Annotated in this window: 10 protein-coding genes; 7 read left to right on the plus strand and 3 right to left on the minus strand. The window is 59.0% G+C overall.

Annotation, left to right across the window (positions count from 1 at the left end; genetic code table 11):
- The first annotated feature begins 8 nt into the window (after nt 1–8).
- The 4 genes from G7W63_RS03295 to G7W63_RS03310 all read left to right on the plus strand — a co-directional run bounded on the left by G7W63_RS03295 (nt 9) and on the right by G7W63_RS03310 (nt 7689).
- Nucleotides 9–1997, plus strand: a complete 1989-nt coding sequence (locus tag G7W63_RS03295) for an acetoacetate--CoA ligase (protein ID WP_166253090.1) — start codon at nt 9–11, stop codon at nt 1995–1997.
- Nucleotides 1998–2273: 276 nt separating this feature from the next.
- On the plus strand, nt 2274–4514 hold the full coding sequence (locus G7W63_RS03300) for an NADP-dependent isocitrate dehydrogenase (protein WP_166253093.1): 2241 nt from the start codon (nt 2274–2276) through the stop codon (nt 4512–4514).
- 92 nt (nt 4515–4606) lie between these two features.
- Nucleotides 4607–5992: a sodium:solute symporter family transporter gene (locus tag G7W63_RS03305; protein ID WP_166253096.1), complete on the plus strand. Its 1386-nt coding sequence runs from the start codon at nt 4607–4609 to the stop codon at nt 5990–5992.
- Nucleotides 5993–6114: 122 nt separating this feature from the next.
- Nucleotides 6115–7689, plus strand: a complete 1575-nt coding sequence (locus G7W63_RS03310; protein ID WP_166253098.1) for a sensor domain-containing diguanylate cyclase — start codon at nt 6115–6117, stop codon at nt 7687–7689.
- On the opposite strand, the gene G7W63_RS03315 is transcribed toward G7W63_RS03310, so the two are convergent.
- Nucleotides 7644–8471: a M90 family metallopeptidase gene (locus tag G7W63_RS03315; RefSeq protein WP_166253101.1), complete on the minus strand. Its 828-nt coding sequence runs from the start codon at nt 8469–8471 to the stop codon at nt 7644–7646. The genes G7W63_RS03310 and G7W63_RS03315 overlap by 46 nt on opposite strands.
- A 174-nt stretch (nt 8472–8645) precedes the next feature.
- On the opposite strand from G7W63_RS03315, the gene G7W63_RS03320 reads away from it, so the two are divergent.
- Nucleotides 8646–9932 (plus strand): serine hydrolase domain-containing protein, encoded by a 1287-nt coding sequence (locus G7W63_RS03320; RefSeq protein ID WP_166253104.1) that lies wholly within the window; start codon nt 8646–8648, stop codon nt 9930–9932.
- Here the strand turns inward: G7W63_RS03320 and G7W63_RS03325 are convergent, their stop codons facing one another.
- Nucleotides 9933–10277 (minus strand): hypothetical protein, encoded by a 345-nt coding sequence (locus G7W63_RS03325; protein ID WP_166253107.1) that lies wholly within the window; start codon nt 10275–10277, stop codon nt 9933–9935.
- A gap of 269 nt (nt 10278–10546) precedes the next feature.
- Between G7W63_RS03325 and G7W63_RS03330 the strand changes: the two genes are divergently transcribed.
- Complete coding sequence (locus G7W63_RS03330; RefSeq protein WP_166253110.1) at nt 10547–10819, plus strand: hypothetical protein; 273 nt, start codon at nt 10547–10549, stop codon at nt 10817–10819.
- Here G7W63_RS03330 and G7W63_RS03335 read toward each other — a convergent pair.
- The gene (locus G7W63_RS03335) at nt 10813–11838 is read right to left on the minus strand and encodes a hypothetical protein (protein WP_166253113.1); all 1026 of its coding nucleotides are present in this window, start codon (nt 11836–11838) and stop codon (nt 10813–10815) included. The two genes, G7W63_RS03330 and G7W63_RS03335, sit on opposite strands and share 7 nt — an antisense overlap.
- Nucleotides 11839–11956: 118 nt before the next feature.
- Here G7W63_RS03335 and G7W63_RS03340 point away from each other — a divergent pair, with 118 nt between their 5' ends.
- The gene (locus tag G7W63_RS03340) at nt 11957–15451 is read left to right on the plus strand and encodes a response regulator (RefSeq protein ID WP_166253294.1); all 3495 of its coding nucleotides are present in this window, start codon (nt 11957–11959) and stop codon (nt 15449–15451) included.
- Nucleotides 15452–15458 lie beyond the last annotated feature (7 nt).

Consider the following 15458-nt stretch of genomic DNA (forward strand, 5'->3'; position numbering starts at 1 on the left):
AGCACTTGATGAGCACTGAAGAACAGGCGCCGATCGTCTGGCGGCCCAGCGCCGAGACCCTCGAACAGAGTCACATGGGTCGGTATGCGCGTTGGCTTGAAGCCGGCGGCCATGGCCACTTTGCCGACTACCACGCCCTGCATCACTGGTCGATTACCGAACTGGAGACCTTCTGGCAGACGGTATGGGATTATTGCGGCCTGAAATGTGAGAAGCCTGCGGAACAGGTGCTGGGCCGGCGCTCCATGCCAGGTGCCGAGTGGTTCCCGGGCATGAGAATGAATTTTGCCGGCAACCTGCTGGCCTCTGCTGAAGGCGACGGCGCTGACCGTGAAGCCGTGGTGGCCTACTGTGAAACCCGTCCGGTACTGCGTCGCACCTTCGCGCAGCTGCGCGACGACGTCGGAGCCCTCGAGGGCTTCCTGAGCAATCAGGGTGTGGCAGTGGGCGATCGGGTTGCGGGTGTGGTTACCAACGGTTATGAAGCCCTGGTGGGCATGCTCGCAGCGACCAGCCTGGGCGCCATCTGGAGTTCGGCATCACCGGATTTCGGCATAGGCGCGATCCTCGACCGGTTCAGCCAGATCGAACCCACGGCGCTTGTGGCGGTGAACGGCTATGGCTACGGCGGCAAGGTGTTTGACCGTCGCGAAGACTTCAACGGTCTGATTGATGGCTTGCCGAGTCTGCGTTGTGTGGTCAGCGTGCAACAGCTTCCCGATACCCCCCATCTGGCCGGCAAGCTGGTCACGCCATGGCAGAATTCAATCGCCGACAACGCGGGCCAGGCACCCTCGTTCGCACCGCTGCCCCCGGATCACCCGGTGTACATTCTGTATTCTTCGGGTACCACAGGTAAGCCCAAGTGCATTGTCCATGGCGCTGCCGGTCTGCTGGTCAATCACGCTAAAGAGCTCATGCTCCACGGCGATGTCGGCCCAGGCGACCGCTTCCTGTATTTCACCACCTGTGGCTGGATGATGTGGAACTGGCAGGCCTCGGCGCTGCTCACCGGTGCCACGGTTGTGACTGTGGATGGCTCACCGGGCTACCCGGACCTGAGCAGTCTCTGGAAAACGGTTGCAGACGAAAAGGTGACCCATTTCGGCACCAGTGCCCGGTTCCTGGCCGGTTGTCGCAAGGCTGAACTGGTGCCGAAAAAGGATTTTGACCTTGCGCCCTTGCGGGTACTGTTCTCCACCGGCTCCCCCCTGCTGCCCGAGGACTATGACTGGGTCTACGACCAGGCCTGTTCCGACGTGTTGTTGGGTTCCATTGCCGGTGGTACCGATATCTGCGGCTGCTTTGTGGGCTGCACACCCCTGCTGCCCGTGCGCAGGGGCGAAATCCAGTGCCGACTGTTGGGAGTGGATGCTGCTGCCTACGACGAAGAAGGCCATGCCCTTGATGGCGGTCGGGGAGAGCTTGTATGCCGGCAGCCTTTGCCGTCCATGCCGGTCAGTTTCTGGAACGACCCGGACGGGGAACGCTACCATGCGGCTTATTTCGAAACCTTTCCCGGTGTCTGGGCCCATGGTGATTTCATCCGCTTCACTGAACACGGCGGCGCGGTTATCTACGGCCGGTCAGACGCCACCCTGAACCCCGGCGGTGTCCGCATAGGCACTGCCGAGATCTACCGTCAGGTGGAAACAGAGGCTGATGTTCGTGACAGCCTTGTAGTGGGCCGGCAGATCGATGGTGACGTTGAAGTTGTGCTACTCGTAGTGCCCACCCGGGGCGATGCTCTGGCGGATGAACTGGTCACCAGGCTGAAGCGGCGTATCCGGGAAGGGGCCAGCCCCCGGCACGTGCCCCGCCATATTGTGGCGGTGCCCGATATTCCCTATACCCGCAGCGGCAAGAAGGTGGAGCTTGCGGTCGCACGACTGATCAATGGCGCTGCCCGCAGCGACAACCGGGACGCCCTGGCGAATCCGGAAGCCCTGGACGCCATCCGCGATCGGCTGGCGGCCAGCAATCTGTTGCCAAAGTAACATTGGGTCAGTTGCGGAGCGGCTCCCATCCGGAGCCGCCTGCTTTTCGGGGCCTTAAGTACCGGATGTTCCGCTGTTCGCGGTCTCTCCAGCGGGTTTTATGACGCTGCAAAAACGCTATCCTTAGACTAAAATCGTACTCAGAAGCCCCCAAAAACTGGTATCTTTGTAAGCTTCCAATAAGTTCGTATTCAGTCATTGCTTCACTCTGGGGTTCAAAAGACGCCGGACTCAGCCCTGACCGTCCTGAACTAACACAATTGCCTGAGGACGAAAATGACCAAATCGAAAGCCAAGATCATCTATACCCTGACCGATGAAGCGCCTGCTCTGGCGACCCGGTCCCTACTCCCGATTCTACAGACCTTCATTGCCCCGGCGGGCATTGAGGTCGAGACCAGCGATATTTCCCTGGCCTCCCGTATTCTTGCTACCTTCCCTGACGACCTGAAGGAAGAACAGCGGGTGCCGGACTCGCTGGCAGAGCTGGGAAAGCTGACCCAGTATCCCGAAACGAACATTATCAAGCTGCCGAACATAAGTGCGTCCATTCCCCAGTTGCGTGCCGCCATCCGCGAACTGCAGGGGCAGGGCTACGCAGTACCTGACTATGTTGAAAACCCCGCCAGCGACGAAGAAAAAGACATCAAGGCCCGCTATGCCAAAGTACTCGGCAGTGCCGTGAACCCGGTTTTGCGGGAAGGTAACTCCGATCGCCGGGCACCGCCGGCGGTGAAGGCCTTTGCCCGCAAATACCCCCACAGCATGGGTGAGTGGAGCCCGGCCTCCAGGACCCACGTAGCGCACATGCGCAAGGGCGATTTCTACTCCAGCGAGCAGTCCCTGACCCTGGACAAGGCCTGTACGGTTCACATTGATTTTACCGATACCAGCGGCAAGACCACGGTGCTCAAGCCCGAACTGAAGCTGCAGGAAGGCGAAGTGCTGGACGGCATGTTCATGAGCTGCAAGGCCCTGCGTGAGTTTTTCGAGCACGAGATGGAAGATGCCAAGGAAACCGGCGTCATGTTCTCGCTGCATGTGAAAGCGACCATGATGAAGATTTCCCATCCCATCGTTTTCGGCCATGCGGTGACCATCTTCTACAAGGATCTGTTCGAGAAGTACGGCGAGCTGTTCAAGGAGCTTGGGGTCAACCCGAACAACGGTCTGAGCAGTGTTACCGAACGCATCAAGAGCCTGCCGGAGTCCAAGCAGGAAATGATCATGGAAGACCTCCACGCCTGTTACGCCAAGCGCCCGGAGCTGGCCATGGTGGACTCGGTTAAGGGCATCACCAACCTCCACGTGCCCAGTGACGTCATTGTTGACGCCTCCATGCCGGCCATGATCCGCAGTTCCGGCAAGATGTGGGGCCCCGATGGCAAGCTCAAGGACACCAAGGCGGTCATGCCTGAGAGTACCTACGCCACCATCTATCAGGAAGTGATCAATTTCTGTAAAACCCACGGCGCCTTCGACCCCACCACTATGGGTACAGTAGCCAATGTGGGCCTGATGGCGCAAAAAGCGGAAGAGTACGGCTCCCACGACAAGACCTTCGAAATTCCCTCTGATGGCACGGTTACGGTTGTGGATGAAGACGGCCGCGTGCTCATCGAGCATAAGGTAGAAAAAGGCGATATCTGGCGTGCCTGCCAGACCAAGGACCAGCCAATTAGGGACTGGGTCAACCTGGCGGTGAGGCGCGCCCGCTCTTCCGGTATGCCTGCGGTGTTCTGGCTTGATGACGAGCGTGCCCATGACGCCGAGCTGATCAAGAAGGTCGAGATGTATCTGCACGAGCAGGATACCAGCGACGTCAACATCCAGATCAAGTCACCGGTTCGGGCCATTCGCTGGACCATGGAGCGCCTGATCCGGGGTCTGGACACCATATCGGTCACCGGTAACGTGCTCCGTGACTACCTCACCGACCTGTTCCCCATTCTGGAGCTGGGCACCAGCGCCAAGATGCTGTCCATCGTGCCGCTGATGGCGGGTGGTGGCCTGTTTGAGACCGGGGCCGGCGGCTCTGCTCCGAAGCATGTCCAGCAGCTGCTGGAAGAGAACCACCTGCGCTGGGATTCCCTGGGCGAATTCCTGGCGATAGCAGTGTCCCTGGAGGATCTGGGCGAGAAAAACGACAACCCCAAGGCTGCGATTCTGGGTACGACTCTGGACCGCGCCACTGGGCGCCTGCTGGAAGAAAACAAGTCGCCTTCCCGCAAGACCGGTGAGCTGGATAACCGTGGCAGCCATTTATGGCTGGCCATGTACTGGGCCCAGGAACTGGCCGACCAGACCGAAGACAAGGATCTGCAGGCCTATTTCAAACCGCTGTCCGAGTTCCTCAACAAGAACCGGGACAAGATTCTGGAAGAGATGAGTGTCATCCAGGGTCATCCGGCTGACATCGGAGGCTACTACCATCCGGACAAGGAAAAGGTCGAGGCAGTAATGCAGCCCAGCGAAACCCTGAACAAGGCCCTGGCGGAAGCGCGCGCCAAAGCCTGATGTTGAGTGACTGTTGGGGCTTTTGAAGCCCTGCCCCAGGGCCCGGCTCAAGGATACTTGGCCGGGCCTTTTTCTGTTTTGAGGACGAGCACATGGTCTATGCAACGGCAGCAGCCCTGGCTGTGGCTTTGATTCTGTTCACCTGGCTTGGGATGCGGGCGCGGGTCACAGATGCCGGGCTCGACGACTACGTAACTGCACGCAATAGCCAGGGCGCGCAGGCGTTGGGTCTGTCATTCCTGGCATCGGGTATGGGCGCCTGGATTCTTTTTGCACCACCGGAAGTCGGGGCCCTGGTGGGCCCGCTGGCCCTGGCCGGCTACGCCATCGGTGCAGCCCTGCCGTTTGTCGTGTTCGCTTTCTGCGGCCCGGCAATACGACGCTATCTTCCGGCCGGGCGGAGTATCGGCGAGTTTGCCCAGGCCTGTTATGGCACGGTCATGCGGCGCTGGGTCGCGCTTATTTCGGTGCTGTACATGGTCTGTTTTCTTATTGCAGAACTGACAGCCATCGGTGCCATCACCGGGCTTTTGTCCGGCCTTGACGGCAGTGTCGCGATTCTGGGGGTGGCCATCGCAACTCTGGTCTACACCGCCTGGGGAGGCTTGCGGGCCAGTCTGGTCACGGATCGCTGGCAGGCTCTGCTTCTGATTGCTTTGCTGGCGGTGGTGGGCATCGTCGGGATTCAGCAACTGCCAGCCATGTCCCAAACTGCAGCCTTGCCCGATATACCCACCGGAAGTGCACTGGCAGTTGCCTTGACCCTGGTGATCGCAGTGACCGCAGCTAACCTTTTCCACCAGGGTTACTGGCAACGGGTGTGGTCTGCCCGGGATGGCGCGGAACTGGGCCGGGGCGCCCTGCTTGGCGGGCTGATTACGGTTCTGGTCGTGGTCGTGGTCGGTGGCCTTGGCATTGTCGCTGCCATGAGCGGAACCGACCTGGGCTCGCCTCCCATCCCCTTCTTTGCCCTGCTTGCCGGGGCGCCGGCGTGGCTGTCATTGCTGGCACTGGTTCTGGCCCTGACCCTGGTGGCCTCGTCGGTCGATACTTTGCAAAACGCACTGGCATCCCTCGCGGTGACGGAAAAATCGGGCATGTCGCTCACCGCTGCGCGCTGGTTTATCGTTATCCTGATGATACCGGCAGTCCTCATTGCGCTGCAGGGCTATTCGGTGCTGCGGCTCTTCCTGATAGCGGACCTTCTGTGCGCGACGGCAGTGGTGCCCGTTTTACTGGGCCTGTGGTCCGCCATGACCACCCGGGCGGCGATCGCCGGCGCAGTTGCCGGTATACTGGGAGCGATCGCTCCAGGCTGGCTGGCGGGCGGTAGTGTGGCAGCGGGTGTCATGGCGGCCAGCTTCCCCGGCGGCATCCCTACGCTGGCGCCCTTCGCCGGAGCTCTCGTCGCCTCGACGTTAGTGAGTGTGATGGTAGCCATGCTCAGCCGGGGCCGGACCTGGCCGCCCAGCGCCTGACTGCTCGACGTTTTGCCGTTCCCTGACTATTGTTTGGATTAGGAATAGTCTAACCAGGGCTCACCACCTGGCCTCAATTCGGATGGCTTCGCGGTGACCCGAACCAGATGTGGGCCCCACGCATGGCTAAAGACCGAAACCGACGCCTTCCCTTGTTCAGGTCGATTCTGGGGGTGCTGGTCTATGTCCTCGTCGGTGGCGCCTGGATTACGTTTTCGGACGATGCTCTGGTGCTCTATTTTGATGATCCGGAGGAGTTGACCCAGGCCCAGACCTACAAAGGCTGGGGTTTCGTCCTGGTGACCAGCTTGGCCTTGTTTCTTGTCCTGTATCGCCAACTGAAATGGGATCGCCGCGGGACCGAGCAAAAAGAGAACCAGCGCACCCGCATCCATGATCTAAGCCAGTTCCGCGACGGGGTGATCGACAATGCGACGGTCTGGATAAGCGTTGTTGACACCAGTTCCAGGATTCTGCTTTGGAACAAGGCGGCCGAGAGAATCAGCGGGTACAGCCGTGATCAGGTTCTGGGGCGGGATGATTTCTGGTACTGGCTTTATCCGGATCCATTGTATCGGGATGAGGTCCAGACGCTTATGGATGAAGTGCTCACTGAGGGCCGGGAAATAACCTCCCACGAAGCCTGGATCACCACAGCCAGCGGCGAAACCCGCAGAATAGACTGGAGCTCGCGCCGGTTTTACAACGATGACGGGAAGCTTGAAGGCATCATCGCCATAGGCGCGGATGTAACCGAGCGCCGCCTGGCCGAGCAGGGCTTGCGAAAGCGCGAGCGGCAGTTGGCCACCCTGATGGACAACCTGCCGGGCATGGCTTACCGGTGTCTTTATGACGAATTCTGGACCATGAAGTTCGTTTCCAGTGGCTGCCGGGCGCTGACGGGCTACCAGCCCCAGGAAATAATTGATAACCGGGAAGTGGCTTTCAGTGAGCTGGTGGATCCGGAGGCGACCGAGAGCATGTTACGTTCGGTTGAGGAGGCCATCGGCGCCGCTGAGCCCTTTTCCCTGGAATACCAGCTCACCCGCAAGGACGGCAGCAGGATCTGGGTCTGGGAGCGTGGGCGAGGTGTGGAGGACGAAGGCCGGTTCGTGCTGGAAGGCATCATTCTGGACATCAATGATCGCAAACTGCTGGAGCAGGAACTGGCAGAAATGGCAACCCGGGACATGCTGACCGGGCTCTACAACAGGCGCGAGATCAGCCGCTTGCTGGAGGAGGAAGTCAATCGGGCGGAGCGTTATCACCGCTCGCTCGCCATGCTCTGGATTGATCTGGACCATTTCAAGTCAGTCAATGATGTCTATGGCCACGGGGTCGGCGACGAAATCCTTGTGGCCCTAAGCCAGAGGCTGGCCCGTTCTGTTCGTAGCGTGGACCTGATCGGTCGTTACGGCGGAGAAGAGTTTGTGGTTCTGTTGCCGGAGATGAGCGAAAGCGAGGCCTGGGACACTGCTGAGCGCTTGCGCCTGTTGGTGGCCCGGCAGCCCCTTGAAGCGTCCGGCGATATCAGGCTGACGCTCAGCATCAGTATTGGCGTGGCGGTGTTTCCAGCGGATGGCCGTACCGTACGGACGCTGACGGAGGCAGCGGACAAGGCCATGTACAGGGCCAAGGACGCCGGTCGGAATCAGGTCTGCCTGGCCTCGCGCCAGCTGGCGGGTGAGAGCCCATAGAACTGCTCCAGGCACTGGTATAGGTCTGGTTCCTGATGCCGAAGGTCAGCGGGTGCCAGAAAGAAGGCTTCGGTTGCCACCGCAAAAAACTCAGCCGGATCGGTAGCGCCGTAGGGATCAATGACTGACTCCCCGTGTCTGGCACTGTCCTGGAGTCTATGCCAGGCGTCGGAAAATACCCGCTGCCAGCGCGTGGCCATGGCTCCGGAGCTGAGAGGCGGTGCGCCGTCAGCGTCGCCGTCCAGCTGATCCAGCTGATGGGCAAACTCATGTAGCAGAACGTTGGTCCGGCTGCTGGCATCTGCCGCCTCTGCCAGCAGCTGGTCCCAGCCAAGAATCACCCGACCCTCTTCCCAGGACTCGCCCAGACGGTCCTGTTCGGAATGGCCGTGCACAAGGCCGTCGTTCCACATCATCGGAGCGCGATAGGCCCCCGGGTAGACCAGGATTGCCCGCAGACTCTGGTAGTAATCCATGGACAGACCACTGATCAGCAGCCCCGCGTGGGCGCAGATAAGTACGCGCATTGGCTCGGTCACCTCGAGGCCGGCGCAGCCATAGAAGTTGACTTCATCCATGAGTAACAGAGTATTCTGGCGGACTCGTGCCTGAACGCCGGGAGGCAACCGGTGATAGAGCGCCATGTCCCGTTCCAGGATCTGGTGCCAGTGTTCTGGGAAGGACTGGGCAGTAAGGCGCTGGCGCCGAAGGCGGCGGTGTATGAAAAGACTGTAGAAGGCCACTGAAACGATAACCAGCAGGACAATCCCATAACCGAGCATAGACACTCCTGTTGGAAAACCGTAAAAACGCCCAACGCACCGCCTGCCGGTGTGGCCATGGGCGCATTGAGAGCACTGACGTCTGAGCTGCTGACCGAAGGCCAATGTACCACGGCGCTGGCACGGGCATTATAAGACCTTGCTTAAACGACAATAACCAGACAGGTACCCTGAATGAACAGACTTGCTCGCCGGGCCTTACACAGCAGTGTTGTGCCCCGGGACCTTGCGACAGTTACCTGCCGGGACCCGGCGGGAGAAAACCCGGCAGCCGTTGGGGTGAGTGAAGCCTCAGTCGACGCCATCTGGAAAAGCGTTGAAAGTCTTTACCGGACCGGGACCCATCCGGGTATGCAGCTTTCGGTGCGCCACAAAGGTGAGCAGATACTGCACCGGGCAATCGGCCATGCTACCGGCAATGGCCCGCACGATGCGGCCAGCACACCCAAGGTGTTGATGACCACGGACACGCCCATCTGTTATTTTTCCGCTTCCAAGGCGGTCACGGCATTGCTGGTGCATATCCTTGCGGAGCAGGGACGGGTCAACCTGCTGGACCCGGTCTGCCATTATTGTCCGGAGTTCGCCCAGAATGGTAAGCGCACCATTACCATTCATCAGATTCTGTCCCACAGGGGAGGCATTCCTGCCATTCCCAAAGGTACGCCCATTGACGTGCTCTGGCAGTCGGATGAGGTCTGGCGCCTGTTGTGTGAGGCCGAGCCCGTGGAAGTGGACGGTACTCGGGTAGCCTATCATGCCATTACCGGGGGCTACGTGCTGCAACGGGTTCTTGAGCGGGTCACCGGTGAATCCATCGAAACCTTCCTTGATCGCCACATACGTCAGCCCATGGGAATGCGTTGGTTCACCTACGGCATTGGCAGCGACCAGGTTTCCGAACTTGCCACCAACTATGCCACCGGCCCGACCCCCATGTTCCCGGTGTCCTGGATCATCAACCGGGCCCTTGGGGGTGATATCCACACAGTGGAGAAGGTCATTAATGATCCCCGTTTCCAGGAAGCGGTGATCCCGGCAGGCAACCTCTGCGGTACGGCGGAGGAGATGGGGCGTTTCTACCAGATGATGCTTAATGGCGGGGTCTGGGCAGGCAAGCAAATATGCGATCCGCTAACCGTGAAACGTGCCGTCCAGCAGTTCGGCTCCCTACAGATTGACCGAACCATGATGATACCCATGCGGTTCAGTGCCGGCTTGATGCTTGGCGGCAATCCAGTGGGTCTGTGGGGGCAGCACAGTCGCTATGCTTTTGGCCACGTGGGACTGATCAACAAGTTCTGCTGGGCCGATGCTGCGCGGGACATTTCGGTGAGCCTGCTCAACACCGGCCTGCCCATTGTGGGTCACCAGCTGCCAGCGCTGGCAAAGTTTGTCTATACCGTATGTCGTGAGTTTCCCTTGCTGCCGGAGAGCCAGCGGCCCCTGGCCATGGCCTGATCAGACGGTCGCCAGTTGCTCTTCAAGAATACCGATGACCGAGGACAGTATGTCCCGGAAGTCGGTCAGGGTCTGAGTGCGCTGGATGACCTCCTCCCGTAGATCGTCCAGCCGCTCCAGTTTGGGAATGACCCGGCGGATGCCTTCAGTAATGACTTCATAGGGGTAATGGTGGTCCATGACACTGAGCTTGTTGAGTTCGGCCACCTCCTGGCTAAAGATGCTGATAATGTCATAAATCATGTCCTTGTGGCCGATGTTTCCAGCTTCCCAGTAGGCATCGTCCAGCAGTTCCAGGAGCGAGAGATATTCCCTGAGAGTATCGGCGACAGAGGTAGAGTTCATATCCTGGGGCTCCGAAGGCGCTATAGGCCAGCATGGGGTTTGGGAAAAGCATCGGCCTTTGGTGGCGATAGCCTTCACAAACTATAGCAGGGACAGCTCAGGGCGGCCGTCCAGTTGAGCTTTTTTATACTATGAATATGTCTTCACATAATTGCGCTTTGTCAGACAGTCATGCAGAATAACGTGAAATAAACACAGCAGGCATGTCATTTCGGTGATCAGGATAATCCCGCGCGTGCTGTATAAAAACTCAATGGATGAGAGCTGTTATGGAACCGTTCAAGTCGATCGTCCCTCCCGATCCAAACCCTGATCCAGATGTTGTGCCACGGCCTGTCCACCTGGGCCATCACGACAGTGTGAGATCCCATGTCTTTCTTCGTCTCAGTAACGAAGTCAGCCGCCTGGAACGTCGTATCGACTCCCTCCGGGGAACTGAAGCCCCTCACGTTGGCATCATTATCGCAACCTACCAGCGCATGATCGACCGTAAGAAAGGTTTTATGGAGCGGTGGGGGCTGGCGGACACTAACCCTTACTGACGCTCGGTTATAAGCCGGGTGTGATAATCCAGAGTCTGCTCGCCTTCCTCCAGATTTCCACAGAACGCCTCATTATTCATCGTATCGTCCGGGTCTTCGGTGGCGTCGTTCGGAATGCGGGCCGGTTCGTCCCGGGAGGTATATAGGGTCAGGCGCCGGGTTTCGTAGTCGAGTTCTGCCCTTATGCAGTCCGGTGCTTGGCCATTCACTTCAAAAGCATCGGTCTCACTGATGAACAGGGTATCGGTTTTGGCGTTGATGAAATCCTGTGATAGCGACATCCGGCCAACGCTGCGCGCGGTGAATGAGGCTTCGACCAGCTCTGGCGCGTTATAACCGGTGGTGCCGAATGTCGCTGAGCCGAATTGGGTCCCCACCAGCAGACTCTGGAGTTCAGGTTGCTCGGCATCTTCATCATCACGGGGGGGCCTTGCAACATACTGGATCGTCCGGATCACCTTGTTTGAGCTGGTCTCACCCTCCGGCGCATAGACCCAGCCCAGGGTCGGATACTGCCATACCCTGTCTGCCTCGGCGGCTCCGGCGGACGTTGCCTGCTGGTCCACGAACCGGATCCTGGCCCCGTTGGAGCGGCTGTTAAAGGTGCCGGCGAGGGCCTGGTCAATACGCTCACTGATGTAATCGCGACCCTCCTGGAAGTTAGCCACTTCGCCGGAAGCGATTACCTGGCCCATCAGATCAAGGGGGTTGCGTACTTCGGCATAGGCCTCGCCACCTTCGGTGGGCGTGACGTCCATGTAGATATCGATATGTTCCCGTAGGGCTGAGGCCCAGGCAGCCGCGTCGTTGTGATCCGGGTCGTCCGGCGCAATGCCGCGATAGAAGTCCCAGAACAGGGTTTCGCTGATTTGCTCGTCTTTGTCTATGGTGAAACTTGAGAATACGAGCTCTACGTCACTGGCAGGATTGATGGAATTGCTGCCGGAATCATCCGGACCACAACCCACCAGGGCCAGGGCGGTCAGGGGGAAAAAGGCCAGAATGTGACGGTGTTTCATTTCAGGGGCCCCCAGGGTGCGATAATGACGACAACCCCTGACCTTAAACAAAAACCCGGGTGCATTCCCGCGTGGAGATCACATTTTGCAGCAACAGGTAGTGCGGAGCCTGCTGGGGATGATCGTCCTGATGCTTTTTGTCGCCTCCGGCAGCTCTTCGGCGCAGTCCGCAACCGAGGATCGATGCCAGGATCAGGAGGTGGTGGTGCATGACTCCTATGGCGTGTATGACCTCGCATCCTGCATCTGGTACCTGGAAGACCCCGAGCAAGCCCTGACCCTTGAAGACATCCGGTCGGGCGAGGCCGATGAATTTACCCGCCATTTCGGCGGTATGTTGAACTTCGGCTATACGGATTCGGCATATTGGGCCCGGTTTGATCTGGAAGTGGCGCCCACCAACGACACAACCAACTGGATCCTCGAGCTTGCCCTGCCACTGGTCGATGAAATCAGGCTCCATGTGATCAAGGATGGCGAAGTCGTGGAACAGCGTCAGGCCGGCTATGAAGATTCCTGGTCGGAACGTGATCTTGCACTTCCCAACCCGACCTTCAAGCTGAACCTGGAACCGGGCACCGACGCGCGGATCTACCTGCGTGTGAATACCCTCAACACCTTCCGTCTGCCCCTCAAGCTCTGGCATCCGGACCGCTATATTGAAAAGGTGTCGGTTGAAGAAGTCATACGCGGCATCCTGCTTGGCAGCGTGCTCGCCATTCTGGCCTACAACCTGTTCGTGGCGGTGTCGGTCCGCGAACGCAGCAACGTTTACTACGTGCTCTACCTGGTGTCTGCTACGGTTTTTATTTTTACCGAGCAGGTCCACGGTATTCAGCTGCTGGATGAAAGACCCGCGTTTCTGCACAAGCAGTACCTGCACTATCAGATCATGATGACCTGGTTCTGGGGCCTACTGATGGCCCGGTCTCTGCTCGAAACCCGTGAGCGGGCCACTGACCTGGACCAGATCATCCGGATGTGCCTGGCTGCCGTGGTAGTCACCTTTGTGCTTAGTCTTTTCATGCCTTACCATATCGCCATGGAGTGGATCGTTATCGGCTCCATCGTGCTCTGCCTGAGCATGATTGTGGTGAGCTACCTGGCCTGGCGCTACTACAATCCCGCCGCCAAGGCCTATTTTTTCGCCTGGACAGCAGCCCTGACCGGGTTTGTCATTTATGCCTTTACGGTCATTGGCTACCTGCCCCTGAATACCTTCACGGCCTACTCACCCCAGGTTGGCCTCTCTGCCCAGATTATCCTGTTTTCCTTTGCTCTCGCTGACCGGATCAAACAGGTGCAGGGCGAATCCCTGAGTTGGAGTCAGCGCGCTCTCGCCAACCTCAAGCGATACCAGTCTCTGTTTGATAATGCCGTGGAAGGGGTCTTCCAGATGTCGTTGGAGCGCAAGTTCATTACCGCCAACCCGGCCATGGCAGAGCTCCTGGGCTACAGCAGCAGCAAGGAATTATTGCAGCAGAACCTGGATGTGCTGGACACTTGCTTCGCGGATGAGCGCATGCGTCGCTGGGTGGTGGAGCAGCTTGAAGACAAGGGTACGCTAAAAGGCATAGAGGCCCGATATTTCAGCCGTCGGGGCGATGAGCGCTGGGCTACTATCTCGCTGCATACAGTCTACAGCACGGAGGGTGAGCCGCTGCACCTGGAAGGCACCTGCATCGACGCCACCGAGCGTCACCAGCGCCAGAAGATCGAGAAAGAGCGTGAACACGAACGGATGGAGAAGGACCTGGCCCGTAACTCTGCCGAAGCAAAGAGCCAGTTTCTGGCCAACATGAGCCACGAAATCCGAACACCACTGGCGGCTATTATCGGTTATGGCGAGACATTGCTCGACCGTGACCTGAGTCCCGAGGAGAAGCGCAGCAGTGCTGAGACCGTGGTGCGCAGTGGTCGACATTTGCTGGACCTGGTAAATGACATATTGGACCATTCAAAAATTGACGCCAACAAACTGGACGTGGATGTGCTGGCGGTCAACCTGCCTGAGCTGCTGGATGAGGTACGTGCCTTTTTCCTGCCCAGGGCACGGGAGAAGAGCCTTGAGTTCAGCATCGGTTGCGAATTTCCCCTACCTGAAACCATCCGCACAGACCCGACACGGTTTCGTCAGATTTTGATCAATCTCTGCGGTAATGCACTCAAGTTCACGGAAAAAGGCTCCATTTCGCTGATGATCCGGTGCGACCGCCAGGCTGAAAAGCTGGTGGCACGGGTGGTGGACACCGGTATAGGCATGAAGCCGGAGCAGCTAGCCCGGTTGTTTGATCCCTTTGCCCAGGGCAGCGCGGCCATAGCTAGACAATACGGTGGTACCGGCCTGGGGCTGAGCATCTCGCGGCGGCTTGCACAGCTTCTGGGTGGCGATATTGTCGTCCACAGTACCTACGGCGAGGGCAGCGAGTTCGAGGTCACCATTGATACCGGTAGCCTGGATAACGTACATTTTCTGCGCGACGCCTCCGAGCTCAGCCAGCGCCGGCGCCAGCTACCGATGGTGATGGCGCCAAGGCTGGCAGGCCGGATTCTCTGTGCCGAAGATAACGAGGTCAACCGACGGCTGGTTTCCTTGCTGGTATCTCGCACCGGCGCCGACATGGTCCATGTCAGTAACGGTGCCGAGGCCCTGGAAGCCATTATGCGGGATGAGTTCGACCTGATCCTCATGGACATCCAGATGCCTGTCATGAATGGCCGGGACGCCACGGCCGCGATCCGGGAAGCGGGCATCAATACGCCTATCATCGCGCTGACCGCCAATGTTATGGCAGAAGATATCGACGACTACCGCGTGGCAGGTTGCACCGAGCACCTGGCCAAGCCAATCGACAAGCAGCGCTTTTACGAGATCATGGCGCGCTATCTCAGCGCGGCGCCAGACAGCGAACCGCAAGCACTGGCGCAATATTCCGGCAAGGTACTGGTGGCTGAAGATAACGACGACAATCGTCATTTGGTGGAGCGGATGCTTGCCCGCCTGGGGCTTGAGGTGAGAAGCGTGATTTCAGGCGACGAAGCCGTGCGGGTGGCGCTTGCCCAGACTGTCCACCTGGTGCTCATGGACCGCCACATGCCGGGCATGGACGGTGTTGAAGCCACCCGCCTGCTGCGCCAGGCTGGTTTTCAGCGGCCTATCATCGCCTTTACCGCAGGTGATCAGCGGGAAATCGACGCCCTGACCGAGGCAGGCTGCGACGGCGTATTGATCAAGCCCATCGACCATGGCCACCTGACGGCTCTGCTGGATCGCACGCTCAGCACAACCCGGGAACTGTCTACGGACCAGGCTGAGGAAGAAGGTATGCGTCATCTGGTGATCCAGTTCCTGGCAGGTCTTGCCGAGCGCCAGGAAACAATGCTGCGGGCTTTTCAACAGCGGGACCCTGGCGCCCTTCTGACCGAAGCCCACCAGATCAAAGGAACCGCCGGTGCCATGGGGTACCCCCGAATGACGGAGCAGGCCGGTCGTGTGGAGCAGTGCATGAAATTGGCCGAACCGGCCTGGGACCAGATTGGCCGGGAGCTGGACCAACTCGGCAAGCTTATTGATCAGGCACTGGCGCCCACCCTGGGCCATTCCAACGAATAACACAGGA

Source organism: Marinobacter salicampi (assembly GCF_011074795.1).
In the GTDB taxonomy this organism is placed as follows: domain Bacteria; phylum Pseudomonadota; class Gammaproteobacteria; order Pseudomonadales; family Oleiphilaceae; genus Marinobacter; species Marinobacter salicampi.

Coding starts and splice junctions, on each gene's coding strand:
- G7W63_RS03295 (WP_166253090.1), top strand. CDS start 9: ATGAGCACTGAAGAACAGGCGCCGATCGTCTGGCGGCCCAGCGCCGAG.
- G7W63_RS03300 (WP_166253093.1), top strand. CDS start 2,274: ATGACCAAATCGAAAGCCAAGATCATCTATACCCTGACCGATGAAGCG.
- G7W63_RS03305 (WP_166253096.1), top strand. CDS start 4,607: ATGGTCTATGCAACGGCAGCAGCCCTGGCTGTGGCTTTGATTCTGTTC.
- G7W63_RS03310 (WP_166253098.1), top strand. CDS start 6,115: ATGGCTAAAGACCGAAACCGACGCCTTCCCTTGTTCAGGTCGATTCTG.
- G7W63_RS03315 (WP_166253101.1), bottom strand. CDS start 8,471: ATGCTCGGTTATGGGATTGTCCTGCTGGTTATCGTTTCAGTGGCCTTC.
- G7W63_RS03320 (WP_166253104.1), top strand. CDS start 8,646: ATGAACAGACTTGCTCGCCGGGCCTTACACAGCAGTGTTGTGCCCCGG.
- G7W63_RS03325 (WP_166253107.1), bottom strand. CDS start 10,277: ATGAACTCTACCTCTGTCGCCGATACTCTCAGGGAATATCTCTCGCTC.
- G7W63_RS03330 (WP_166253110.1), top strand. CDS start 10,547: ATGGAACCGTTCAAGTCGATCGTCCCTCCCGATCCAAACCCTGATCCA.
- G7W63_RS03335 (WP_166253113.1), bottom strand. CDS start 11,838: ATGAAACACCGTCACATTCTGGCCTTTTTCCCCCTGACCGCCCTGGCC.
- G7W63_RS03340 (WP_166253294.1), top strand. CDS start 11,957: ATGATCGTCCTGATGCTTTTTGTCGCCTCCGGCAGCTCTTCGGCGCAG.